Raw genomic sequence first — 23,021 nt, 5'->3', positions numbered from 1 at the left:
CGCCGGAACGCGCTGCGGGCGCCCCGGCAAGGGGACCCGTACACCCAGGCGCGCGGTGTGCGGACTAGTTTCGCTCCCCGGTGGTCGTCTCCACCTTGACTGCGCCAGTCGCGTACGCGCCATCATAGCGAGCCGCCTCCCGCACCACCCGCTCTCGCCGGACGCGGCGGGCGCGGGCTGTCCGCGCCGGAAGCGACACCACCACGAGCCCGCCGAGCAGCAGCACCGCGCCCACCGCGACCCGCCCCGACATCCGCTCCCCCAGGACCGCCACGGCCAGCACCGCGGCGACCAGCGGCTCGGCGAGGCTCAGCGTCCCGGCCGTCGCGGCGCTCACCCGGTGCAGGCCCGTGACGAAGAACATGTACGCGGCCGCGGTCGCGGCGACGCCGAGCCACGCCACCAGGGCCGCCGACCGGGGCGCCGCGAGCTCCGGCAGGTCCGCGAGCGTCCAGGGCAGCAGCACGGACCCGCCGGCGAGCAGCGTCACCGACACCGCCGCCGCCATCCCCATGCCGCCGCCGGCCGGCCCGCTCCGGCCGGTCAGGACCTTCGCCGACACCGTGTACACGCCGAAGCACGTCCCGGCGACCAGGCTGAGCCCGACGCCGAGCAGGTCGACGTGGGCGTCCGCGCCCGGCGCCGTCAGCAGCGCGACCCCGCCGATCGCGCAGGCCGTGCCCGCCCACCAGCGCCCGCTCAGCCGCGTCCGGAGCACCAGCCGCTCGCACAGCCCGGTCGAGACGGGCGCGAGCCCGAACACCACGGCGGTCGCGACCGCGGCGCCCGTCCGGCCGACCGCGCTGAAGAACGACGCCTGGAAGATCCCGGTGGCGGCGGACGCGGCGGCCACCGGCGGCCACGTGCGCCGCGACAGCGCCCGGAACGCGCGGGGGTCGCGCGCGAGCACCAGCGCGGCCAGGATCACCCCGCCGGTGAGGATCCGGGCGCCGCCGACCGCGACCGGGCTCGCGGCGGAACCGGCCAGCACCTGCGCCGGCCCCACAGTCCCCCACAGGACTCCGGCGGCCAGGACGAGCAGCGCCGCGGACGGGTTGTTTCGTCGGTCCATGCCCCTGAAGCTAGGCAGGACTGCGGCCATCGGCTTTCTGAAGCGTCATTCGTTCGGACTGACCGCTCTGCTCCGGCGGTTCTTCGGTAAAGCGGTCACGGACGCCCTCTCAGGCGTACGGTGTTCGCCCGTCACGGCCGTCGGCCGCCGGAAGTTCGCCCTGCTCCTTCGGCTGGACGTAGTCGTACACCACGAGGGTCCGGACGTCCACGAACTCCTTGCGGCGGGCCAGGCGATCCAGCACGAAGTCCCGCAGGTACGTGGTGCTGGGCACCGCCACATGGACGAACAGGTCCTCGTTGCCCGTCACGACGAAGACGCCCACCGCCTCGGGCATCGCGGCCATGCTGTCGCGCGCCGACTCGATCGCCTCCCGCGACTGCGGCCGGATCCGGATCGAGATCAGCGCCTGCACGCCGCGGCCGAGCCGCTCGAAGTCGACCGCCGCGTGGAAGCCGGTGATGACGCCGCGCGAGCGCAGCGCCCGCGTCCTTTCCAGCGCCGTGGACGGGGCGATCCCCACCGCCTCGGCCAGCTCCCGGTTCGTCTGCCGCCCGTCCCGCTGCAACCGCCGCAGGATCGCCTGGTCGACCGCGTCCATGTGACTCCCTCCCGAACTCGCCGCCGCGTGCCGAACTCCCGCGCGGAAAATGCGCCGGAGCATCCTCTCTACCGAAGATTATTCGCTCACTCGCGGTGCTCCCGGCACGGGACGGGAGGGACTGGTGATTTCACCGATGCCTCCCGTCCGGCCGGGCGCCCACAATTGGCGGCCCACAGCGGCGGCGCGGGCCGCCCTACGGGGAGTCGAGGTCATCGTGAGCGGGGCCCATCGGGAAACGGGACGGCGCGCGCGGCGGCGGAACCGGCGCGCGCGCCGGGCCGTGGCGGTCGTGTGCATGGCGATCGCGACGGTGCTCGGCACGTCGGTGTACGCGCTGTCGGCGATCACGGCGTGCTCCGGCGGGGTGACGACGCTCGACGCGGCCGTCGCGCCGGAGCTCGCGCCCGCCGTCTCGGCGGTCGCCGACGGCTTCAACGGCGCCGACCACCGGGCGGGCGGGAAATGCGTCCGCGTCACCGTCCGGGCTGCGGGCCCGGCGGGCGTGACGGCGCTGCTGTCCGGGCAGATCCCCGCCGGTGCGGGCGTGCGTCGCCCCGACCTGTGGGTGCCGGACTCCTCCCTCTGGCTGCGGCTGCTGAGCAAGCCCCCGCGCACGGTGGGCGGCCCGCTGGCGCGCTCGCCGCTGGTCGCCGCCGTCCCGCGCGCACAGGCCGCCGGGACGCCCGGCACCTGGACGGACCTCCTGCACGCGGCGGCGCCCGGCGAGCGGCGCTCGCGGGCCGTCCGGCTTGTCCTCGCCGACCCGTCCCGCACCGGAGCCGGGATCGCCTCACTGCTGATCGCGAGGGAGCGGGACGGAGACGCCGCGTTCGCGGCGTTCGCGCGCTCGGTCCGGGAGAGCACCGCACCGGACGTGGCCGGCGAGTTCGGCCTGGCGGCCAAGGCCGCCTCGCAGCCTGCACCCGTCCTGGCCGTCCCCGAGCAGGCCGTGTGGGAGCACGACCGCAAGGAACCGGCGGCCGCTTTCCATGCCGTCTACCCGCGCGACGGGACCCTGTCGCTCGATTATCCGTTCACGATCGTCGACGACCGTCCCGGCGCGCGGCTGTTCGAGCGCGCGCTGCGCGGCGGCGAGGCCCGCGAGCGGTTCCTGGCGGCGGGATTCCGCGATCCCACCGGGCGGGCGCCGGCCGCGTTCGCCCGGACGTCCGGACTGTCGGCGGCCCCGCCCGCCGTCCTCGCCGAACCCGACCCCGCCCTCGTCCGCCGGACGGCGCAGGAGTGGGCACGGCTGACGCTCGGCTCCCGGATGCTGTCGGTGCTCGACGTCTCCGGGTCGATGGCGCAGCCGGTGCCCGGCTCGCGGCTGACCCGGCTCCAGGCGATCGCGCAAGCCTCCCAGGAGGGCCTCGCCCTGCAGCCCGACGACACCGAACTCGGCCAGTGGATCTTCTCCACCCGGCTGGACGGCGACCGCGACTGGCGGCAGACCGTCCCGATGGGCCCGCTCGGCGGGCGGATCGGGTCCGTCACGCGGCGCCAGCGCATCCTCAGCTCGCTGGCCACGCTGCGCCCGAAACCCGACGGCGCCACCGGCCTGTACGACACGGTCCTCGCCGCCGTCCGGTACATGCGCCGCACCTACCGGCCGGAGATGGTCAACACGGTGCTGGTGTTCACCGACGGCCGCAACGACGACCCCGGCGGCCCGACCCTGGACCGCACGGTCGCCGCGCTGCGCGCCGGGCGCGAGGAGACCCGCCCCGTGCAGATCATCGTGATCGGCTTCGGCCCGGACGTCGACACCGCCGAGCTGCGGCGGCTCGCCGACGCCACCGGCGGCAGCGTCTACACCGCCCGCGCCCCGCAGGACATCCTGCGGATCTTCGGCGAGGCCACGGCCCGCCGCCTGTGCGCCCCGTCCTGCTGAGCCCGGCGCCGTGGTGAGGGCAGCGCCGTGGTGAGGGCAGCGCCGTGCCGGGCGCCGCTCAGGGCCGTCCGGGCAGCCGCGCGGCGAGGCCGTCGAGCAGGCACTCCAGCCCGAACGCGAACCGGCGCGCGCACTCGCGCTCGACGTCGACGTCCCCGGCGGCGGCCATTCGCCGGCCGAGCAGCGGATGGTCCCGTGCCACCTGCCGCATGTACGCGGCGGCCTCCTCCGCCCACTCCGCCGTACCGGCGCCGGTGCGGTCCAGCGCGGCGCGCCAGGACGTCTCGGCCGCGACGGCCCCGATCACGTGGTCGTTGACGGCGGCGAGCGCCGCGTCGAGGTCGGCGTCGGCGAAGCCCGCCCCGGCCAGCACCGCCAGCCCGGCCTCGCTGAGCGCGAGCGCGTTCGGGCCGAGGTTCGGCCGGCCCGCCAGGTCGGACAGCACCCACGGATGCCGCAGCAGCATCGCCCGGTTCGCCGCGGCCAGCGCCGCGAGCGCCTCCCGCCACCCGTCGCGGGGGCCCGTCCCGGCCTCCGCCAGGACCTCGCCGAGCACCTCGTCGAGGGCGAGCTCCAGCAGCTCGTCCTTCGTCGTCACGTACCAGTAGAGCGATCCGGCGGTCACGCCGAGCTCGCCCGCGATCCGGCGCATCGACAGGCCCTTGCCTCCCTCGGCGTCCAGGATCGCGACCGCGCACGCGACGATCCGCCGGCGGCTGAGCCGCCGGTCGCGGGCCGGACGCTCGGGACGCAGCCAGACGGAGGGCGAGGGCGTGGTCATGCCTCCACCCTAGCGAACCCGCCGTACATCGTTTTAGGCTCTTATACACTGTTCAAGGAAGCTGAACGTTGTTCAAGGAGGGTGCCATGGAACGCGACGTCCACGTGACCGTCTGGGACGAGACCTGCGGCGCCGGGCCGCGGGCGATCCTCGTGCACGGGTCCACGACCTGGGGGGACGACCCCGTATTCGGATTCGCGGCGCAGCGGCCCCTCGCCGCCCGGTACCGCGTCCTCGCGATGGACCGCCGTGGCCACGGGCGCAGCGGGCCGTCCAGGTCCCCCGGATACACGAGCGACTACGAGGCCGACGCCGAGGACATCGCGGCCCTCCTCGGCGACGGCGCTCACCTCGTCGGGCACTCCTACGGCGCGACCGGGGCCATGCTCGCGGCGGCGCGGCACCCCGGCTCCGTCCTGTCGCTCACGCTGATCGAACCCGGCTCCTACCAGGCGGCGGCGGACGACCCCGTCGTCGCAGCCGCGCTCCGCGCGAACCGGGAGAGCACCGCGCGGATGCCCGCCGGCCCGACCCCGGAGGCGTACCTGCGGGCGGCGACCGCGTCGGTGGGCCTGCCGCCGCTGGAGCCGGACCCGCGGCGGCTGCGGGCCGCGGAGGCCGCGATGCGGGAGCGGCACTGCTGGGAGGCGCCCGTGCCGGTCGCGGAACTCGCCGCCGCGCCCTGGCCCAAGCTCGTGATCTCCGGGACGTGGGAGACCGCGCCCGCCCTCTACCGCGAACGCGGCGGCGAGCCGCTGATGGCGTGCGCGCGGGTCACCGCCGCCCGGATCGGCGCGCGGCTGCTGCGCGTCCCGGGCTCCGGCCATTACGCGCACGTGGACCGCCCGGACGCCGTCAACGCCGCCCTCGACGACCTCTGGAGCAGTCCCGCGGCATGAAAAGGCGACGGCCCGGCCCCCTTCCGGGGACCGGGCCATGGCTCGGTGCGGTGCGGGCGGAGGGTCAGCTCCGGCCGGCGGCCTCCAGGGCCTTCTTCACCGCGGCGCGCTTCTCGCGCAGCTTCGCGAGCGCCTCCTCGAGGATGGCCTCGCCGTCCTCGTCGCTGCGCCGCTCCTTCACGTACGCCAGATGCGTCTTGTAGGGCTCGGTCTTCGGCGGCGCCGGCGGGTTCTCCGCGTCCTGCCCGGCCGGGAACCCGCAGCGCGGGCAGTCCCACGTCTCCGGGACCGCGACGTCGGTCGCGAAGCTGGGGCGGGTCTCGTGCCGGTTGGCGCAGTAGAAGGTCACCCAGACGCGGGGGGCGGCGTCGCCGCGCTCCGCCTCTCCCATTGGACCGGCCCCGACGCGGCTGCCCCGAATCGCGTTGCCACTACCCACGGACTACTCCTCGCTTTGTGTGCCGCCGCCGCCAGGGGACCTCCGAGGACGGCGCGGCGCTCGAACGTGTTGGACGGGGCGGCTCAGCCGACGCCCTTGTGCTTGAACAGCAGCCCGAGCACGATGATCGAGGCGAACCAGACCACCCCGACGCCGATCGTCAGCCGGTCCAGGTTGCGCTCCACCACCGACGAGCCGCCGAGCGACGACGAGATGCCGCCGCCGAACATGTCGGACAGTCCCCCGCCCTTGCCCTTGTGCATCAGGACGAGGACCACCATCAGCAGGCTCGTGACGATGAGCACGATGGACGATGCGATGATCACAGTTCTTCAGCGCCTTCTCTGGCCGGCCCCGCGAGCGGGGCCTCGTCTGTAGGGACGGAGGATCGAGCCGGGCGGTTTACCCGTCAGCTACGAAGGGTACGACGAACTACCCGCTGGTTCGGCAAGAACCCCCATGTCACGCGGAATTGATCAGTTTTGATCAGGCCGGGAGATCCCGGTACCGGCAGATCTTGACGAACTCGCCCGGGTCGAGGCTGGCACCACCGACCAACGCGCCGTCCACGTCGGCCTGCGCCATCAGCCTGGCGATGTTGTCGCCCTTCACCGAGCCGCCGTACAGGATACGCACCTGGTCGGCCACTCCGCCGTCGTACAGCTCGGCGAGCCGGGTGCGGATCGCGCCGCAGACCTCCTGCGCGTCCTGCGGGGTGGCGACCTCGCCGGTGCCGATCGCCCAGACCGGCTCGTAGGCGATCACCGTGCGCCGCACCTGCTCGGCGGAGATCTTCTCCAGGGCGCCGTCCAGCTGCGCGAGGACGTGCGCGACGTGCCCGCCGGACTTGCGCACCTCCAGGCCCTCGCCCACGCAGACGATCGGGGTCATCTCCGCGCCGAGGACCGCCTTGGCCTTGGCGTTGACGAGCGCGTCGTCCTCCGCGTGGTACTCGCGCCGCTCGGAGTGCCCCACGATCACGTAGGAGCAGCCGAGCTTGGCCAGCATCGACGCGGCGATCTCGCCGGTGTAGGCGCCCGACGCGTGCTGCGAGACGTCCTGCGCGCCGTACTGGATGGCGTAGTTGTCCGCCGCGATCACCGTCTGCACCGTGCGCAGGTCGGTGAACGGCGGGCACACGACGACGTCGACGGCCTCGAAGTCGGGCTCCTTCAGCGCGAACGCCATCTTCTGGACGAGCAGCAGCGCGTCCAGGTGGTTCTTGTTCATCTTCCAGTTGCCCGCCATCAGCGGCTTGCGGGCGGGGGTCGCGGCGGCCATCGGTCAGTCCTCCAGTGCCTGCAGGCCGGGCAGCGTCTTGCCCTCGAGGTATTCGAGGCTGGCGCCGCCGCCGGTCGAGATGTGCGAGAAGGCGGCCTCGTCGAAGCCGAGCTGCCGGACGGCCGCGGCGGAGTCGCCGCCGCCGACCACGGTGAACGCGCCGGAGTCGATCAGGCCCTGCGCGACGGCGCGGGTGCCGTGCGCGTAGGGCTCCATCTCGAACACGCCCATCGGGCCGTTCCAGAACACCGTCTTCGCGCCGGCGAGGCGCGCCGCGAACAGCTTGCCGGACTCGGGGCCGATGTCCAGGCCGAGCCGGTCGGCGGGGATCGCGTCGGCGGCGACGACGTCGTGGTCGGCGTCGGCGGCGAACGCGGTCGCGGCGACGACGTCCACCGGCAGCACGAACTCCACGCCGGTCTCCTCGGCGCGCCGCAGGTACTCGCGGACGGTGTCGAGCTGGTCCTCCTCGAGGAGGCTCTTGCCGACCTCGTGGCCCTGCGCCTTGAGGAAGGTGAAGACCATGCCGCCGCCGATGAGGATGCGGTCGGCCTTGCCGAGCAGGTTGTCGATCACGCCGAGCTTGTCGGAGACCTTGGAGCCGCCGAGGACCACCGCGTAGGGCCGCTCGACCCGCTCGGTGAGCTTCTCCAGCACCGACACCTCGGTGGCGATCAGGTCGCCGGCCGCGTGCGGGAGCCGCTCCGGCACGTCGTAGACGCTCGCGTGCTTGCGGTGCACCGCGCCGAACCCGTCGCCGACGTAGACGTCGGCGAGGGCCGCGAGCCGGTCGGCGAACGCGCCGCGCTCGGCGTCGTCCTTGCTGGTCTCGCCCGGCTCGAAGCGCAGGTTCTCCAGCAGCGCGACGTCGCCGTCGCCGAGCCCGCCGACCGCGGCGTGCGCGGACGCGCCCACCACGTCGTCGGCGAACACCACGCGGACGCCGAGCAGCTCGCCGAGCCGGCCCGCGACGGGCGCGAGCGAGAACTCGGGCCTCACCTCGCCCTTCGGGCGGCCGAGGTGGGCGCAGACGATGACCTTGGCGCCCCTGGCCAGCAGCGTCTCGATCGTCGGGAGGCTGGCCCGGATCCGCCCGTCGTCGGTGATCCGGCCGTCCTGCAGCGGGACGTTCAGGTCGGCACGGACCAGCACCTTCCGGCCGGCGACGTCCAGATCGTCAATGGTGCGCATCGGGATGCGATGTCCTTCCGGATACGGCCCCGGGGGGGGGGGGGGGGGGGCGGGGGGGCGGGGGCGGGGGGGGGCCCCCCGCCCCCCCCAGGGGGGTATGCTTGGTCCTACCGTAGCGGCCCCCGCCGGGGCCGCGCGCACGGCGCGGCCACGGCGGGAACGGAACTCTCGCGATTCAGAGCTGCGAGCCGACGAGCTTGACGAGGTCGACGAGGCGGTTGGAGTAGCCCCACTCGTTGTCGTACCAGCCGACGACCTTGACCTGGTCGCCGATGACCTTCGTCAGCCCGGAGTCGAAGATGCAGGACGACGGGTCGGTGACGATGTCGCTGGAGACGATCGGGTCGTCGGTGTAGGTGAGGTAGCCCTTGAGCGGGCCCTCCTCGGCGGCCTTCTTGAACGCCTCGTTGACCTCCTCGGCGGTGACCTCGCGGGACAGGGTCGCGGTGAGGTCGGTGGCCGAGCCGGTCGGCACCGGGACGCGCAGCGCGTAGCCGTCGAGCTTGCCGTTCAGCTCCGGCAGCACCAGGCCGATGGCCTTGGCGGCGCCGGTGGAGGTCGGCACGACGTTCAGCGCGGCGGCGCGGGCGCGGCGCAGGTCCTTGTGCGGCGCGTCCTGCAGATTCTGGTCCTGGGTGTAGGCGTGGATCGTCGTCATCAGGCCCTTCTCGATGACGAAGTTGTCGTGCAGGACCTTCGCCAGCGGGGCCAGGCAGTTGGTGGTGCAGGACGCGTTGGAGATCACCGTGTGGTTCGCCGGGTCGTACTTGTCCTCGTTGACGCCCAGCACGACGGTGAGGTCCTCGTTCTTGGCCGGGGCCGAGATGATGACCTTCTTGGCGCCGTTGTCGGCGTGCACCTTGGCCTTGGTGGCGTCGGTGAAGAAGCCGGTGGACTCCACCACGATGTCGGCGCCGACGTCGCTCCACTTGAGGTTCGCGGGGTCGCGCTCCTCGAACGCCTTGATCGACTTGCCGCCGACGACGATCTCGTCGGCGGTGGCGCGCACGTCCTCGGGGAAGCGGCCGAGGATGCTGTCGTACTTGAGCAGCTGGGCGAGGGTGGCGTTGTCGGTCAGGTCGTTGACCGCCACGATCTCGATGTCGGCTCCGCTCGCCTTGACGGCGCGGTAGAAGTTGCGGCCGATCCGGCCGAACCCGTTGATGCCTACTCGGATGGTCACGGAACGGCTCTCCTCGTACGTCGTATCGCCCGGTGGCACCAGGCTGGCAACTGCGGTCTACCGGGGTCTTCCCCCGCTCTCGACCCTATCCAATGACCCGCGGGTAGCCCGACACCGGCGGCGGTGGATTCACGGGTGACCCGCGCTCCCCCGTCCGGGTGAGCCGCCGCCCGGCCGCCGCCCGGACGCCCCGACTTGACGATCATCACTAGACTCCCGCCATGCGGCGCGGGTGGTTCGTCCTAGTCATCGGGGGTTTGATCGCCTGCTGCGCGGCCGCGCCGGCGTCGGCGGCGCCCGCCCGGCCCGCGAAACCGCCCGCGGTGCAGACCCGGGTCGGCTTCATCACCGCCCAGCTCAAGCGCGATCCCGTGTACGTCACCGACCAGGTGCCCCGGATGCTCCCGCTCGGCACCGCCGGGAAGATCAAGGCGCTGGTCGGCCGGCTGGGCGTGCCCACGTACGTCGTGGTGACGCTGCCCTCGCGCCTCCGCGACGACGACACCGAGGCCCCGTCCGACCTGGAGTCGCTGGTGCCCGTGCTGCACGACCGGCTCGGCAAGGACGGCGTCTACCTCGTCGCCGATCCGAGCGGCAGTCTCGGCGAGGTGCAGCAGTTCGGCGGGGCGCGCCGGATCGACGTCGAGCACGCCTACCAGGCCGCGACGTCGGAGCTGCCCTACGAGGCGGGCCTGCTGAGCGTCCTCGGCCGGTTCGTCGAGATCGCCCTGTCCGGCCTCGCGCAGGAGCGCGCCCTCCACCCGTCGCCCCGGCCCGAGTCCGCGACCCGGCGGGAGCTGGACGCCTACGACCGCGGCAATCACCGGGCCGCCGTCAGGAACAACACCGCGTTCGGTGTCGGCGCCGGCCTTGGCGGGCTGGCCGTCCTGGGTCTGCTGGTGGGGCGCCGGGTGCGCCGCGGCAAGCGCCGGCCCGCCCCCGGCGGGAGACCGGTCCGCACGAAGCAGAAGCGGCCCGCCGGGAAGGCGGGGAAGCGATGAGGCGCGTCGTGCCGGGCATCCTCGGCGTCACGGCGGCGGCCCTCGCGCTGTGGGCGGCGCCCGCCTCGGCGGCCCCTACCCCCTCAGCGCCCGCCTCGGCGGCGCCCGACCCGCGCTACTCCGGCCACCGCCTCGACCGCGTCGCCGCCGCGCTCGCCAAGGACCCGCTGTACGTCGACCCGGACGTGGACGTCGCGCTCGGCGCCGCCGACCGCGCCCGCGTCGACCGTGCGATCCGGGCGGCCGCCGAGCGGGTCGCGGTCCCGATCCTGGTCGTGGTGGCCCCCAACCCGACCGAGTCGGAGTCGCAGGGCAAGGACGACGCCTTCCTGTCCGCCCTGCACGGCGTCACGCACCGCGACGGCCTCTACCTGATGGTCGACGACGACGGCTACATGCTCGGCCAGGGCTGGAACGTGCCGCGCGACATCGACCTGGACGTCGTGGCGCAGGACGACCTCCCCGACTACGAGCCGCCCGACATCCACCGTCCGTTCGGCGGCCTCGCCGACCGGCTGATCAAGCGGGTCGACGCCTGGGCCGCCGCGCCCGCGGGCCCGCCCAGATCGTCCCCCGCGCTCCTCAGCCCGCCCGTCCCGTTCGGGCAGGAGGACGACCATCCGCTGGTGCCGGACAAGCCCACCGTCAAGAGCCACTTCCTCCGCGGGTTCCTCATCGCCGGCCCCCTGTCGGCGGTCGCGCTGTACTGGGCCGGGATCGGCTCGGCCGCCGCGGGGCGCCGCTGGTTCCGCCGCGGCGGGACCCGCGGCGCCGTCGCGGGCCTGGCCGAGCACGCCGAGGCGCACCCCGGCGCACCGGCCAAGCCCTCGGACCGGTGGCTGCGGCGCACCGCGTCCGCCGAGCTGGACCGGCTGCGCGACCGGCTGCCCGACGCGTCCGGCAACCGGGGCCGCGCGTTCGCCCTCGCCGCGTTCGACGCCGCGCAGATCCTCTACGACGACGTGCACGGGGAACCCGGCCACGCGCTCGACCTCGTCGGCGTGATCGTGCTGGCCCGGCAGGGACGGCGCGCCCTCGCCGGGCAGATGACCGCCCCTCCGCCGCCGTGCTTCGTGAACCCGCTGCACGGCGACTCCACCCGGCGCAGGAGCATCGCCCTGCCCGGCGACGCGGGCGGCGGCAAGTCCCGCAGGCAGCCGCTCTGCACGGCGTGCTCCGGCGCGTCCGGCAAGGAGATCGCGGACCGGGTGCTGCGCGTCCAAGGGCCGGACGGCCTCGCGCCGCACTACGCGGTCCCCGGCGTGTGGCGGGACGCGGCATGGGGGTCCCGCGGAAACGACCTCGTCAAACGCGTGATGGAGTACCTCGGTGTCGAGTAAGCCCTCCCCCGGCGCGCGCATCGCCGCCGCGCTGCGCCGTTCCCCGATCTACGTCGACCCGTCGTACGCGTCGGCGCTGCCCGCCGCGGACCGGCGGCGCCTCGCCGCCCGGCTGAAGAAGATGCCGGTGCCGACGTACATCGTGCTGGTGCCGCTGGTCCAGGGCGGCACCTGGAACGACGACAAGCAGCTCGCGACCGTCGTGCACAGCCGCCTCGGACGGGACGGGATCTTCGTCACCTTCCACGAGTCCACCGACGAGCTGATGGGGCACGAGTGGGGCGGCGACCACGCCGCCGACGACGCCGCATGGGCCGTGAACTGGGACGACTCGCTGGACGGCGCGTCCCTCGCGGCGCGGCTCACCCGCTTCACCGACCTGATCGCCTCGGGCACCGCCACGCAGGTCTACAAGCAGGAGTCCGCGGAGATCGACCGCAAGTACCAGGCGCACCTGAAGTCGACCGCCCCCAAGCCGGAGAAGGGCGGCGGCACCGGCCTCGCGGTGCCGCTCGCCGCGGGCGGCGCCGGCGTCGCGGTCGCCGCCGTCGCGGGCGTCCTGCTGTGGCGGCGCCGCCGCATGGCCGCGGTCCGCCGCGAGAGCGGCGACGGCCTGCTCCTGCCGCGCACCGTGTTCGCCACCGCCGGGAAGGCGAGCGAGGACCAGCTGCGCGAGCAGGCGTCCCGCGAGGTCATCGCCTTCGGCGAGCTGCTGGACGGCTCGACCGCCCCCGGCGGCGAGCGCGCCGGGGCCCTCATGACCAGGGCCCTCGACGCCTACCAGGCCGCGGCGAAAACCCTCGACGGGGCGAAGGGCGTCCCCGACCTGGCCGGCGTGCTCGTCCTGCTCGACCAGGGCCGCGACGCCCTCGCCTCCGCCCGCGCGCTCGCCGACGGGAAGCCTGAGGCGCCGCCGAGCCCGCTGTGCTTCTTCAACCCGCTGCACGGCGACGGTCCCGCCGAGATCGACTGGCGGCCGCTCGGCTCCCGCCGCCGCCTCCACGTCCACTCCTGCCGCCCCTGCGCGCGCGCCGCCCGCGCCCGCGAGACCCCCGACATGCTGATGGACCGTCGCGACGGCCGGGACGTCCCCTACTTCGAGGCCGACCCGGCCCGCAGCGTCTGGGCCGAAACGGGCTACGGCCAACTCCGCGACGACCTCATCCACCGCGTCCTCAGGGGCGACCTCCACAAGGACTGAGTGCCGGTTTCAGCTGCCGTACGGCCGTCCTTTCAGGATCCGGCCGGTGGGGCCGAGGATCCGCAGACCTCGGCCGATGTGAAGACCGTTGCCCGGACTCGGGTAGACCCTCGGCCTCGTTGCGAAGACCAGCGCGGTGCCGTAGGCCGCGGGCAGCCGGACGCAGACGATCTCTCCCTCGGCATCGCAGGTCACGTGCGTCCACCCCCCGCCCGGGCGGAGCAGCTGGAAGCCTCCGACGGGATCGGTGCTGTAGCCGATCCAGGAGACCGGTCCCCCGGCACGGGCCTCGAGCAGGCCGGGGGCCCGGCCGAGGACGAAGTTGGGGATGCGGCGCGCCCCCGTCCGTCCGGCGCCCTCGACGATCTGGCAGTCCGTCCGCCCGCCGTCCAGGCGGACGGTCTCCAGCCTGGCCTGGCCGCCGATGGCGGTGACGATCAGCCACCGGTCCCAGGCCGGGATCCGCAGCGCACCGACCTGGCGCAGCGCCGAGGCGGTCTCGCGCGGGTCCAGGCCGCCGCGGCAGATCCACGCCAGCCGGCCGGCCTGCTCCGGCGACCCGATGCGCGGGTAGGACGGTGCGGCCGTCGCCGCGGGACCGGTCCGGGGGGCGCGGCCGTCCATGACCAGGCCGGGGACGAGGGCGGCGGCCGTAGCGGCGACCGTCGCCGCGCCCGCGGCCGCGGGGACCAGCAGGCGGCGCCGCCGGCGCCTTGCCGCGGCGCGTTCCCGCACCCGGGTCCACGCGTCCGGCGCCGCCGGGAACGCCTCCGCCCGGGCGCGCAGCACGTCCCGCAGGACGTCCTCGATCTCCGTCATAGCGATGCACCTCCCAGGGCGCGCTGCAGGGCGGCGAGGCCGCGCCGGATGTGGGTCTTGGCCGAGCCGGGCGAGACGCCCATGGCCTCGGCCACCTCGTGGTCGGCCAGGTCGAGCCAGTACCGCAGGACGAGCGCCTCGCGCTGGCGGCGCGACAGCCGGTCCAGCGCGCCCGCCAGCTCGCGGTGCTCCTCCCGGTCGAGCACGACGAGCTCGGCCGCGGCGGCCGGCTCGGGCGGCGGCGGCTGGCGGAGCCGGGCCAGGCGCAGGTGCCTGCGCCGGTTGCGGGCGAGGTTGCAGACGGTGGCGCGCAGGTAGGCCGGCGCGGTCTCCGGGCGGCGCAGCGCCCGCGCGCGGCCGTGCAGCCGGGCGAACGCCTCCTGCGCGACGTCCTCCGGATCGTCGGCGCCCAGCAGGCCGGCCAGCCCCACGAGCCGCGGGTAGTGCGCGGCGAACAGCTCCTCCAGCATCTGCGGGGAGAGGGGCCCCGGCTCCCGCGGGGCCACGTCTTCGGCGAGGATCACGCCCCTTAAGACACCCGAACTGCGGCGCCGATGACACCCGACGCCTGCCGTTCCGTTTCGTCGCCGGACGTTCACCCGCTCTTCACGGCACGGCGTCGGCCGGAGAGCGCCGCCGGGTGTCTCTCAGACGTGCTCACACGATCTCGGGGAAGATTCCGCGGCGCGGGGAGCGCCGCCCTGCTGCTTCCGCTGCTCGCCGGCTGCGGGCTCGCCTCCACTCAGGGCCGGACCGCCACGCCCGCGACGCCGGTGCCGGTGCGGAACGCGCCCTACAAGGGGACGTGCGTCGGCTTCAACGGCTTGGACCGGCTCAACCCGGCGGCGGAGGTCCGCGCGGGCCGGTTCCGGGTCCCCGGCGCCGCCCCGGTCCGCGTCGCCGCCGGAACCGACGTCGACTGGGGCCTCGACCCCTACGACGACCGGACCTGGCAGCTCTGGTTCCACTCCCTCGAATGGCTCGGCGGCCTCATCGATGCGTACGCGCGGACGGGCGACCGCGCCGCCCTCGACACCGCCACGGGGATCGCGCGGGACTGGCTCGCCGCCAACGACCATCCCGCGCGGTTCGGCAGGGACCGCCGCGACGCGATCGCCGAGGGCACCAAGTTCCGCCTCGCCACCCTCGTCTGCCTGCGCAAGTACGCGACCGGCCGGTGGCTGGACGACGCGATCGCCGCGCACGCGGAGTGGCTCGCCCGTCCCGAGCACTACTCGGGCCCCTGGAACCACGGCACCGACGAGTCGATGATCCTCATGGCGGCGGGCTGCGCGATCGGCCGCGACGACCTCGCCGGCCTCGGCCGGGACCGGCTCCTCGGCGCGATCTTCCACCCGCCCGGCGGCGCGCTCCCGGCCGTCGACGCGGAAGGTGCCGGCAACGAGCAGTCGGCGCACTACGCCGTCTACAACCGGGGCCGGTGGCGGCTCACGCTGCGGGTGATGCGCGGATGCGGCCGGCCCGCGCCCGCCCCGATCGCCCACCGGCTCGCGCTGATGGACGAGTTCATCGCCTTCCAGACCACACCCGGCGGTGACCTGCTGCAGATCGGCGAGTCCTACGCGGCCAAGGCGTCCGCGATCGCCTCCCCGGGCGGCGGCCCGCTCGAATACGTCGCGACGCAGGGCAGGAAGGGCACCCGTCCGGCGGATCGGGCACGCGTCTACAGGGCCGGATACGTGATGGGCCGCAGCGGATGGGGCGGCGGGGCCCGCGCCTTCGCCGACGAGATGTCCTACACGGCCCGGTTCGGCCCCGGCCGGTACGCGCACGGGCAGGACGACCACATGGAGCTGACCTTCCACGCGCTCGGCCGCGACATCCTCGTCCCGAGCGGCCACATCGGCTACAGCGACAAGGCGTGGCGCGCGTGGCTGGCCTCCCCCGAGGCGCACAGCACGCTCGTGGTGCGCGGCGTCCCGTTCCGCGAGGACGCGGCGACGGCGCTGACCGCGCACCGGTTCCGGCGCGGCGCCGACACGTTCCGGTTCTCCGACACCGCCTTCACCGGGACGACCCGGACCCGCTCGGTCCTCGCCGCGTCCGACCCCGACGCCCTGGTGGTCCTCGACGGCGTGGACTCCGCCGCACCCGGCACGGGCCGTCCCGTCGAGCAGCTCTGGCACCTGCCCGCCGCGTACACCGCCGTCCCGGACGGGACGGGCGCCGTCGCCACCGCGGGGCGGCTGCGCGTCCACTTCCTGCGGATCCCGCTGCCGGGCACCGCGGCGCCGCAGCCCGGGCGCGTCGTCCGGGGCTCGCTGAGCCCGCCGCAGGGCTGGACCGTCCCGTCCGAACGCACGACGGTCCCCGCGCCGGTCGTCTCGCTTCCCGCGCTGGGACCGCACGTCCGGATGCTGACGCTCATCGCCCCCGTCCGCGGCACGGAACGCCCCCGCGTCCGCACCCGCGCCTTACCGGACGGAGGCGTCCGCGTCGAAGCGTCGTTCTCCCGCCGCGTCCTCGTCTTCGAGGCGGCGTCCGGCGGGGAGCTCCGCCGCCTCCGCTGACCCGGGCCGGACTACGGCGCCAGCATGTCGGCCGTGAGGTTCGCCTCGGTGCCGGGGATGCCCTGGTCGCCGGCGCGCTTGTCGGCCATGGCGAGCAGGCGCCTTATACGGCCGGCGATCGCGTCCTTGGTGAGGGGCGGGTCGGCGAGCTGGCCGAGCTCCTCCAGGGAGGCCTGCTTGTGCTCCAGGCGGAGGCGGCCGGCGTTGACCAGGTGCTCGGGGGCGTCGTCGCCGAGGATCTCCAGCGCGCGGGCGACGCGGGCGCCGGCGGCGACCGCGGCGCGGGCGGACCGGCGCAGGTTGGCGTCGTCGAAGTTGGCGAGCCGGTTGGCGGTGGCGCGGACCTCGCGGCGCATCCGCCGCTCCTCCCAGGCGAGGACGGCGCCGTGCGCGCCGAGCCGGGTGAGCAGCGCGCTGATCGCGTCGCCGTCCCGCACGACGACCCGGTCCACGCCGCGGACCTCGCGGGCCTTGGCGTGGATCTTCAGCCGGCGGGCCGCGCCGACGAGGGCGAGCGCCGCCTCCGGACCGGGGCAGGTCACCTCGAGCGACATGGACCGGCCCGGCTCGGTGAGCGAGCCGTGCGCGAGGAACGCGCCGCGCCAGGCGGACTCGGCGTCGCAGGCGGCGCCGGCGACGACGTGCCGGGGCAGGCCGCGGACGGGGCGCCCGTTGTTGTCGATGAGGCCGGTCTGCCGGGCGAGCGACTCCCCGTCCCGGAACACCCGGACCACGTACCGGTTGCCCTTGCGCAGGCCGCTCGGCGCGAGCACGACGACCTCGGAGGTGTGCCCGAACACCTCGGAGATGTCCTTGATGAGGCGGCGCGCCGCCACGTTGGTGTCGATCTCCGCCTCGATCACGATGCGCCCGCTGACCAGGTGCAGACCCCCCGCGAAACGCAGCAGCGTCGAGACCTCCGCCTTGCGGCAGCACGGCTTCATCACCGTGAGCCTGCTCAGCTCGTCCTTCACCACACCGGTCATCGCCATAGATGAACCCTCCCCCTATCGGACTTCCAGCAGTCTGGCCGATCGCGGCCCGCCGGGTCGTCAGTCACTGAATATCTGTACGAAGGCTTGGGCCAGGCGGGCGGGTTCATGACGCGGCGAGCCGTCGTCGGCGGCGACCCGGGACAGCACGAGGCGGCCGCCGAGCCGCTGGACGGCCTTGTCGAGCGCGTCCGGGTCGTCCACCACGCCCTCGTCGGCGAGGACGACGTCGACGCGCAGGTCGGGGGCGTGCGCCTGGAGGACCTCCAGATGCGTCTGGGGGGAGAAGTCGTCGGTCTCGCCGGGCTGCGGCGCGAGGTTCAGCGCGACGGCCCGGCGGGCGCGGCTGGAGGTGAGCGCGCGGGCGAGCGCGGGGACCTTCAGGTGCGGCAGGACGCTGGTGAACCAGGACCCCGGGCCGAACACGATCCAGTCGGCGTCGTCGACGGCGGCGAGCGCCTCGGGGCAGGCGGGCGGGTCGGCGGGCACGAGCGAGACCCCGAGCACGGAACCGGGCGTGCTGGCGCACGCGACCTGCCCCTTCACGTGCGTGATCTCGTCGGGGCGGGACGGGTCGGCGCCGCGGACCTCCGCGACGATGTCCATCGGGACGGCCGCCATCGGCAGGACCCGGCCGTGCGCGCCGAGCAGCCGGCCGACCCAGTCCAGGCCCGCGACGGTCGAGCCGGGGCCGCCGCCGGGCGCCCCGTCCGGCGCGGAGTCGCCGCCGAGCAGCTCCCAGAGCGCGACGATCAGCAGGTTGCCGACCGCGTGCCCCTGCAGGTCGCCCTCGCTGCGGAACCGGTGCTGGACGACGTCGCGCCAGGTCTGGCCCCACTCGTCGTCGCCGCACAGCGCGGCGAGCGCCATCCGCAGGTCACCGGGCGGCAGCACGCCCAGCTCGCGGCGGAGCCGGCCGCTGGAGCCGCCGTCGTCGGCGACGGTGACGACGGCGGTGAGCCGGTCGGTGACGCGCCGCAGCGCCGACAGCGAGGCGTACAGGCCGTGACCGCCGCCGAGCGCGACGACCTTCGGGCCGGGAGGCTTCACCGCGTTCGTTTCTCTCTCCGTCCGGGACCCGGCGCCGCCGCGGGTCTCATTCGCGGCCGAGGTCACGGTGGGCGACCTGCACCTCGATGCCCTCGTCCCGCAGCCGGGCGGCGATCTGTTCCGCCATGGCCACACTACGGTGTTTGCCGCCGGTACATCCCACGGCGAGCGTGACGTAGTGCTTGCCCTCGCGCTCGTACCCGTCGGCGAGCAGCCGGAGCACCTCGGCGTAGGCGTCGAGGAACTCCTTGGCGCCGCGCTGGCCGAGCACGTAGTCGCGGACGGCGGCGTCCCGGCCGGTCTTCGGCCGCAGCTCCGGCACCCAGTGCGGGTTCGGCAGGAACCGGCAGTCGACGACGAGGTCGGCGTCGACGGGCAGCCCGTACTTGTAGCCGAACGACACGACGGTCGCGCGCAGGCTCGACTCGCCGGTGTCGTTGCCGAAGAACCCGATGATCTTGTTGCGCAGCTCGTGCACGTTCAGCCCGCTGGTGTCGATCACCAGGTCGGCCTCGGCGCGCACCTCGCGGACGAGCTCGCGCTCGCGGGCGATGCCGTCGACGAGGCGGCCGTCGCCCTGCAGCGGGTGCGGGCGGCGGACGCTCTCGAACCGGCGCACGAGATCGGCGTCGTTCGCCTCCAGGAACACCACGCGGGGGTGGACGCCGCGCGCCTCCAGCTCGGCGATCGAGGAGTGCAGGTCGTCGGTGAACGCGCGGCTGCGCACGTCGACGACGACGGCGATGCGCGGCACCGCGTCCTTCACCCGGCCGCCGAGGTCGGCCATGGTGGCCAGCAGCCCCGGCGGCAGGTTGTCGACCACGTACCAGTCGAGGTCCTCCAGAGACTTGGCCGCGGTGCTGCGGCCCGCCCCCGACATCCCCGTGACGATCACGATGTCCGGAATCTTCGACTCGCTGGTCATGTCCGCTTCCCCCCGTGCTCCCCGTCGGCCGTGCGGCCCCCGTCGGCCGCCCGGGCTCCACCGGCCCCGTTCCGCCCCTGGGCCGCGTCCTCCGCGGCGGCCCCGCGGTCCGCCGGGCCCCCGGCGCCGCGCGCCGGGACGGACGCGCCGTGCAGCGCCGCGACGATGCCCTCCGCGCTGCGCCGCCCGATGCCCGGGACCTCGGCGACCTGCTCGGGCGTGGCCTCCTTCAGCCGCTTCACCGAGCCGAAGTGCTTCAGCAGCGCCGCGCGCCGCGACGGGCCCAGACCCGGAACACTATCGAGTTCGCTGACCGTCATGGCCTTGGAACGCCGCTGCCGGTGGAAGGTGATCGCGAACCGGTGCGCCTCGTCGCGGACCCGCTGCACCAGGAACATGCCCTCGCTGTTGCGCGGCAGGATCACCGGGTCGTCCTCGCCGGGCAGCCACAGCTCCTCCAGCCGCTTGGCGATGCCGCAGACGGCGATGTCGTCGACGCCCAGCTCGTCCAGCGCCCGCTGCGCCGCCGCGACCTGCGGCGGGCCGCCGTCGACGAGCACCAGCTGCGGCGGGTAGGCGAACTTGCGGGGCCGGCCGGTCTCCGGGTCGATCGGCTGGTGCGCGCCCTCGTCCGCGCCGTCCCCGGCGCCGTCCTCCGGATCGCCGAGGGTGTCCAGCTCGCCCATCTTCTCGCTCTCGGCGAGGTAGCGCTTGAACCGCCGGGTGATCACCTCGTGGATGGACCGGACGTCGTCCTGCCCCTCGACCGCCTTGATCGTGAACCGGCGGTACTCGCTCTTGCGGGCCAGGCCGTCCTCGAACACGACCATGGACGCGACCACGTTGGTGCCCTGCAGGTTCGACACGTCGTAGCACTCGATCCGCAGCGGCGCCTCGTCCAGTTCCAGGGCCTCCTGGATCTCCTGCAGCGCCCGGCTGCGGGTGGTGAGGTCGGACGCGCGGCGCGTCTTGTGCTGCTTGAGCGCCTCGTGTGCGTTGCGCGCGACGGTCTCCAGCAGGGTCTTCTTGTCGCCGCGCTGCGGGACGCGCAGGTGGACGGGCCCGCCGCGCTGTTCGGCCAGCAGCTCGGTCATCGCCTCGGCGTCCGGCGGCAGCGCCGGCACGAGCACCTCGCGGGGCACCGACTCGCTCTCGCCGTAGATCTGGATCAGGAAGTTCTCGACGAGGTCGGACGTGGTGACCTCCTCGACCTTGTCGACCACCCAGCCGCGCTGCCCGCGGATCCGGCCGCCGCGCACGTAGAAGACCTGGACGGCGGCCTCCAGCTCGTCCTCGGCGAAGGCGATCATGTCGCAGTCGGTGGTGTCGGCGAGCACCACCGCCTGCTTCTCCAGCGCCCGCTCCAGCGCGCGGATGTCGTCGCGGAGGCGGGCGGCGCGCTCGTACTCCTGGGACGCGGCGGCCTCGCGCATGTCGCGTTCGAGGCGCTTGATGAACCGGGAGGTGTTGCCCGCCATGAAGTCGCAGAAGTCCTCGGCGAGCAGCCGGTGCTCGTCCGGCGAGACGCGCCCGACGCACGGCGCCGAGCACTTGCCGATGTAGCCGAGCAGGCAGGGCCGGTTCAGCTGGTGCTGGCGCTTGAACACCCCGGCGCTGCAGGTGCGGACGGGGAACACGCGCAGCAGCTGGTCGACCGTCTCCCGGATCGCCCACGCGTGGGAGTACGGCCCGAAGTAGCGCACGCCCTTCCGCTTGGCGCCCCGCATCACCATCACCCTCGGGAACTCCTCGTTGAGGGTGACCGCGAGATAGGGATAGGACTTGTCGTCGCGGTAACGGACGTTGAACCGGGGGTCGAACTCCTTGATCCAGGAGTACTCGAGCTGGAGGGCCTCGACCTCGGTGCCGACGACGGTCCAGTCGACGCGGGCCGCGGTCTGCACCATCGTCTGCGTGCGCGGGTGCAGCGCGGAGAAGTCGGCGAAGTAGGAGTTCAGCCGGGAGCGCAGGCTCTTGGCCTTGCCCACGTAGATGACCCGGCCGTGCTCGTCGCGGAATCGGTACACCCCGGGGGATTCCGGAATGGAGCCCGGTGCGGGTCGGTAGGTCGCCGGATCTGCCACGCCTTGAAGCCTAGTGGGCGCCACCGACACCCGGCGCGCCCGGACGTCCTGGCCTGGGGTGATGGAGATCTCCCCCATTCGTGTGGATGTTCGTAATTGGAGTGGAAAGGGAGGTTCGGTCAGGTTTTTCGCACGCTCGGAGGGGGTCGTACCGCAGGTGTCCGCGCTGTGGGCCTGGATCACGTTCGCCGTCGTCGTCGGGGTGTCCGTCGTGATCGTGGAGGGAGGGCGGCGCCTGCTGGCCGGACCGCTGTCGCGGCACTGGCCGAGCGTCGGCCGGGTCGCCCGGCGCTGCGCCGCGCCCGCCTTCGCGTTCGCGGCGGTGGTCAGCGCGAGCAGCGCGATGCCGTACCCGCACATGAACGAGCACGCCGGCGGGCTCGTCGGGCATCTCATGCACATCGCGGCGATCGGCGTCACCACCTGGCTGGTGCTGCGGATCACCTACGCCCTGACCGACCCGCCGCTGGCCCGGCTGATGCGGATCGAGGGCGAGCGCAACCGGCGGGCACGGCGGGCCCGCACCCAGATGATGCTGCTGCGCCGCATCGCCGCCATGGTCGTGGTCATCCTCGCCGTCGGCGCCGCGCTGTTCACGTTCCCGGCCGTGCGGGCGGTCGGCGCCGGCGTGCTGGCGTCCGCCGGGGTCGCCGGGCTGGTCGTCGGGATCGCCGCCCGGCCGACGCTGGGCAACCTGCTCGCCGGCCTGCAGATCGCCTTCAGCGACGCGATCCGGCTGGACGACGTGGTGGTCGTGCAGGGCCAGTGGGGGCGCGTCGAGGAGCTGACGCTGTCGTACGTCGTCGTCCGGCTCTGGGACGACCGGAGGCTCATCCTGCCCGTCTCCTACTTCACCGAGCAGCCGTTCGAGAACTGGACCCGGCACACCAGCCGGGTGATCGGCTCTGTGGAGCTGCACGTCGACTGGACCGTCCCGATCGAGGAACTGCGCACCGAGCTGTACGCGATGCTGCAGGAGAACCCGCTGTGGGACCGCCGCGAATGGGTCCTGCAGGCCGTGGACGTCCAGCCGAACGGCCTGGTCACGATGCGGGCGCTGATGAGCGCCGCGGACTCGGCGAGCGCCTGGGACCTGCGCTGCGACGTCCGCGAGCACCTCATCGCCTACATCCGCGAGCACCATCCCGAGGCGCTCCCCCGCTTCCGCACCGACGACGACGGCCCGGAGGTCCCCCGGACGGGAGCCCCGGCCGGTCCGGACGGCGCCGACGGCCCGGGAGACTCCGACATCACCGCGGCCGATCCCCGCGCGCGGGCCCGCGAGATGCGGGGCGGCGAGGTCGACGACCACGTCCGGGCCGCCGCCGAGAACGGCGGCGGCCCGGCGCGGACGCGGTCCGGCGCGGTGCCGCTCAGGCGAGGCTGATCTTCCCGCCCTGCACGGTGATCTTCTTCTCCTCGAGCGGCTTGTCCGCCGGGGGCCGCGCCACCGACCCGTCGGAGATCTTGAACTTGCTGCCGTGGCACGGGCAGTTGATCGTGCCGCCGGACACCGACCCGACGGTGCAGCCGCGGTGGGTGCAGGTCGCCGAGAAGGCCTTGAACTCGCCCTGCGACGGCTGGGTCACCACGACCTTCTCCGACTCGAAGACCTTGCCGCCGCCCACCGGGATGTCGCCGGTCGACGCGAGCGCCCCACCGCCGCCGCCCCCGCCGCCGCTGCCGCCGTCCGCGCTGTCGCCGCCGCCGGACGACCCGCCGCACGCGGCCGCCAGC

21 protein-coding genes, 1 pseudogene and 1 riboswitch are annotated in these 23,021 nt (G+C 74.3%); of the genes and pseudogenes, 7 read left to right on the top strand and 15 right to left on the bottom strand.

Going from position 1 to position 23,021, the window contains the following annotated elements:
• Positions 1 to 35 precede the first annotated feature (35 nt).
• Positions 36 to 122, bottom strand: a riboswitch (ZMP/ZTP riboswitch).
• Positions 123 to 205: 83 nt separating this feature from the next.
• Both F9B16_RS54185 and F9B16_RS25650 read right to left on the bottom strand, forming a co-directional pair.
• Positions 206 to 1,072, bottom strand: a pseudogene (locus tag F9B16_RS54185) (DMT family transporter); the annotation flags it as partial.
• 109 nt (positions 1,073 to 1,181) lie between these two features.
• Positions 1,182 to 1,673, bottom strand: a complete 492-nt coding sequence (locus F9B16_RS25650) for an Lrp/AsnC family transcriptional regulator (RefSeq protein WP_151542684.1) — start codon at positions 1,671 to 1,673, stop codon at positions 1,182 to 1,184.
• Positions 1,674 to 1,971: 298 nt separating this feature from the next.
• On the opposite strand from F9B16_RS25650, the gene F9B16_RS25645 reads away from it, so the two are divergent.
• On the top strand, positions 1,972 to 3,567 hold the full coding sequence (locus F9B16_RS25645; protein WP_192808989.1) for a substrate-binding and VWA domain-containing protein: 1,596 nt from the start codon (positions 1,972 to 1,974) through the stop codon (positions 3,565 to 3,567).
• Between the two features lie 58 nt (positions 3,568 to 3,625).
• Here F9B16_RS25645 and F9B16_RS25640 read toward each other — a convergent pair whose 3' ends face one another.
• Complete coding sequence (locus F9B16_RS25640) at positions 3,626 to 4,348, bottom strand: TetR/AcrR family transcriptional regulator (protein ID WP_151542682.1); 723 nt, start codon at positions 4,346 to 4,348, stop codon at positions 3,626 to 3,628.
• Positions 4,349 to 4,434: 86 nt separating this feature from the next.
• On the opposite strand from F9B16_RS25640, the gene F9B16_RS25635 reads away from it, so the two are divergent.
• On the top strand, positions 4,435 to 5,247 hold the full coding sequence (locus F9B16_RS25635; protein ID WP_151542681.1) for an alpha/beta fold hydrolase: 813 nt from the start codon (positions 4,435 to 4,437) through the stop codon (positions 5,245 to 5,247).
• Between the two features lie 64 nt (positions 5,248 to 5,311).
• Here the strand turns inward: F9B16_RS25635 and F9B16_RS25630 are convergent, their stop codons facing one another.
• From F9B16_RS25630 to gap, 5 genes are all read right to left on the bottom strand, one after another.
• Complete coding sequence (locus tag F9B16_RS25630; RefSeq protein ID WP_151542680.1) at positions 5,312 to 5,686, bottom strand: RNA polymerase-binding protein RbpA; 375 nt, start codon at positions 5,684 to 5,686, stop codon at positions 5,312 to 5,314.
• A gap of 83 nt (positions 5,687 to 5,769) precedes the next feature.
• Positions 5,770 to 6,012: a preprotein translocase subunit SecG gene (secG, locus tag F9B16_RS25625; protein WP_151542679.1), complete on the bottom strand. Its 243-nt coding sequence runs from the start codon at positions 6,010 to 6,012 to the stop codon at positions 5,770 to 5,772.
• A 160-nt stretch (positions 6,013 to 6,172) separates the two neighbouring features.
• Complete coding sequence (tpiA, locus tag F9B16_RS25620) at positions 6,173 to 6,967, bottom strand: triose-phosphate isomerase (protein WP_151542678.1); 795 nt, start codon at positions 6,965 to 6,967, stop codon at positions 6,173 to 6,175.
• A gap of 3 nt (positions 6,968 to 6,970) precedes the next feature.
• Complete coding sequence (locus F9B16_RS25615; protein WP_151542677.1) at positions 6,971 to 8,158, bottom strand: phosphoglycerate kinase; 1,188 nt, start codon at positions 8,156 to 8,158, stop codon at positions 6,971 to 6,973.
• A 175-nt stretch (positions 8,159 to 8,333) separates the two neighbouring features.
• Positions 8,334 to 9,341 carry a type I glyceraldehyde-3-phosphate dehydrogenase gene (gene gap, locus F9B16_RS25610; RefSeq protein ID WP_151542676.1) on the bottom strand — a complete coding sequence of 336 codons (1,008 nt, stop codon included), beginning with the start codon at positions 9,339 to 9,341 and terminating at the stop codon, positions 8,334 to 8,336.
• A gap of 221 nt (positions 9,342 to 9,562) precedes the next feature.
• Between gap and F9B16_RS25605 the strand changes: the two genes are divergently transcribed.
• The 3 genes from F9B16_RS25605 to F9B16_RS25595 are packed head-to-tail and all read left to right on the top strand — an operon-like array spanning position 9,563 to position 12,883.
• Complete coding sequence (locus F9B16_RS25605) at positions 9,563 to 10,342, top strand: hypothetical protein (protein WP_151542675.1); 780 nt, start codon at positions 9,563 to 9,565, stop codon at positions 10,340 to 10,342.
• Positions 10,339 to 11,682 (top strand): hypothetical protein, encoded by a 1,344-nt coding sequence (locus F9B16_RS25600; RefSeq protein ID WP_151542674.1) that lies wholly within the window; start codon positions 10,339 to 10,341, stop codon positions 11,680 to 11,682. The genes F9B16_RS25605 and F9B16_RS25600 overlap by 4 nt, the downstream gene beginning before the upstream one ends.
• Complete coding sequence (locus tag F9B16_RS25595) at positions 11,672 to 12,883, top strand: hypothetical protein (protein ID WP_151542673.1); 1,212 nt, start codon at positions 11,672 to 11,674, stop codon at positions 12,881 to 12,883. Before F9B16_RS25600 ends, F9B16_RS25595 begins: the two co-directional genes overlap by 11 nt.
• A 9-nt stretch (positions 12,884 to 12,892) precedes the next feature.
• Here F9B16_RS25595 and F9B16_RS25590 read toward each other — a convergent pair whose 3' ends face one another.
• A complete protein-coding gene (locus tag F9B16_RS25590; protein ID WP_151542672.1) occupies positions 12,893 to 13,702 on the bottom strand; it encodes a hypothetical protein in 810 nt (269 codons plus the stop codon).
• The gene (locus tag F9B16_RS25585; RefSeq protein ID WP_225991938.1) at positions 13,699 to 14,226 is read right to left on the bottom strand and encodes a sigma-70 family RNA polymerase sigma factor; all 528 of its coding nucleotides are present in this window, start codon (positions 14,224 to 14,226) and stop codon (positions 13,699 to 13,701) included. Before F9B16_RS25585 ends, F9B16_RS25590 begins: the two co-directional genes overlap by 4 nt.
• A gap of 129 nt (positions 14,227 to 14,355) precedes the next feature.
• On the opposite strand from F9B16_RS25585, the gene F9B16_RS25580 reads away from it, so the two are divergent.
• On the top strand, positions 14,356 to 16,233 hold the full coding sequence (locus tag F9B16_RS25580) for a heparinase II/III domain-containing protein (RefSeq protein WP_151542671.1): 1,878 nt from the start codon (positions 14,356 to 14,358) through the stop codon (positions 16,231 to 16,233).
• Between the two features lie 11 nt (positions 16,234 to 16,244).
• Here F9B16_RS25580 and whiA read toward each other — a convergent pair whose 3' ends face one another.
• Genes whiA through uvrC form a run of 4 tightly spaced genes read right to left on the bottom strand, consistent with a single transcriptional unit; the run spans position 16,245 to position 21,284 of the window.
• On the bottom strand, positions 16,245 to 17,225 hold the full coding sequence (gene whiA, locus F9B16_RS25575) for a DNA-binding protein WhiA (RefSeq protein WP_151542670.1): 981 nt from the start codon (positions 17,223 to 17,225) through the stop codon (positions 16,245 to 16,247).
• A 60-nt stretch (positions 17,226 to 17,285) separates the two neighbouring features.
• Positions 17,286 to 18,275, bottom strand: a complete 990-nt coding sequence (locus F9B16_RS25570; protein WP_151542669.1) for a gluconeogenesis factor YvcK family protein — start codon at positions 18,273 to 18,275, stop codon at positions 17,286 to 17,288.
• Between the two features lie 46 nt (positions 18,276 to 18,321).
• On the bottom strand, positions 18,322 to 19,200 hold the full coding sequence (gene rapZ, locus F9B16_RS25565; protein ID WP_151542668.1) for an RNase adapter RapZ: 879 nt from the start codon (positions 19,198 to 19,200) through the stop codon (positions 18,322 to 18,324).
• Positions 19,197 to 21,284 (bottom strand): excinuclease ABC subunit UvrC, encoded by a 2,088-nt coding sequence (uvrC, locus tag F9B16_RS25560; protein ID WP_151542667.1) that lies wholly within the window; start codon positions 21,282 to 21,284, stop codon positions 19,197 to 19,199. The genes rapZ and uvrC overlap by 4 nt, the downstream gene beginning before the upstream one ends.
• 157 nt (positions 21,285 to 21,441) lie before the next feature.
• Here uvrC and F9B16_RS25555 point away from each other — a divergent pair, with 157 nt between their 5' ends.
• Positions 21,442 to 22,671 carry a mechanosensitive ion channel family protein gene (locus F9B16_RS25555; protein ID WP_225991937.1) on the top strand — a complete coding sequence of 410 codons (1,230 nt, stop codon included), beginning with the start codon at positions 21,442 to 21,444 and terminating at the stop codon, positions 22,669 to 22,671.
• Here the strand turns inward: F9B16_RS25555 and F9B16_RS25550 are convergent.
• Positions 22,658 to 23,021 (bottom strand): Rieske (2Fe-2S) protein (locus F9B16_RS25550; protein ID WP_151542665.1); only part of this gene is annotated, 364 nt, incomplete at its 5' end. The genes F9B16_RS25555 and F9B16_RS25550 overlap by 14 nt on opposite strands.

The organism is Actinomadura montaniterrae (assembly GCF_008923365.1).
Classification (GTDB): Bacteria; Actinomycetota; Actinomycetes; order Streptosporangiales; family Streptosporangiaceae; genus Spirillospora; species Spirillospora montaniterrae.
The sequence above is the reverse complement of the archived record's forward strand: the minus strand, read 5'-3'. Positions and strand labels throughout refer to the sequence as shown.

Coding starts and splice junctions, on each gene's coding strand:
- F9B16_RS25650 (WP_151542684.1), bottom strand. CDS start 1,673: ATGGACGCGGTCGACCAGGCGATCCTGCGGCGGTTGCAGCGGGACGGG.
- whiA (WP_151542670.1), bottom strand. CDS start 17,225: ATGGCGATGACCGGTGTGGTGAAGGACGAGCTGAGCAGGCTCACGGTG.
- F9B16_RS25605 (WP_151542675.1), top strand. CDS start 9,563: ATGCGGCGCGGGTGGTTCGTCCTAGTCATCGGGGGTTTGATCGCCTGC.
- tpiA (WP_151542678.1), bottom strand. CDS start 6,967: ATGGCCGCCGCGACCCCCGCCCGCAAGCCGCTGATGGCGGGCAACTGG.
- F9B16_RS25615 (WP_151542677.1), bottom strand. CDS start 8,158: ATGCGCACCATTGACGATCTGGACGTCGCCGGCCGGAAGGTGCTGGTC.
- F9B16_RS25645 (WP_192808989.1), top strand. CDS start 1,972: ATGGCGATCGCGACGGTGCTCGGCACGTCGGTGTACGCGCTGTCGGCG.
- F9B16_RS25640 (WP_151542682.1), bottom strand. CDS start 4,348: ATGACCACGCCCTCGCCCTCCGTCTGGCTGCGTCCCGAGCGTCCGGCC.
- F9B16_RS25590 (WP_151542672.1), bottom strand. CDS start 13,702: ATGACGGAGATCGAGGACGTCCTGCGGGACGTGCTGCGCGCCCGGGCG.
- rapZ (WP_151542668.1), bottom strand. CDS start 19,200: ATGACCAGCGAGTCGAAGATTCCGGACATCGTGATCGTCACGGGGATG.
- F9B16_RS25635 (WP_151542681.1), top strand. CDS start 4,435: ATGGAACGCGACGTCCACGTGACCGTCTGGGACGAGACCTGCGGCGCC.
- F9B16_RS25600 (WP_151542674.1), top strand. CDS start 10,339: ATGAGGCGCGTCGTGCCGGGCATCCTCGGCGTCACGGCGGCGGCCCTC.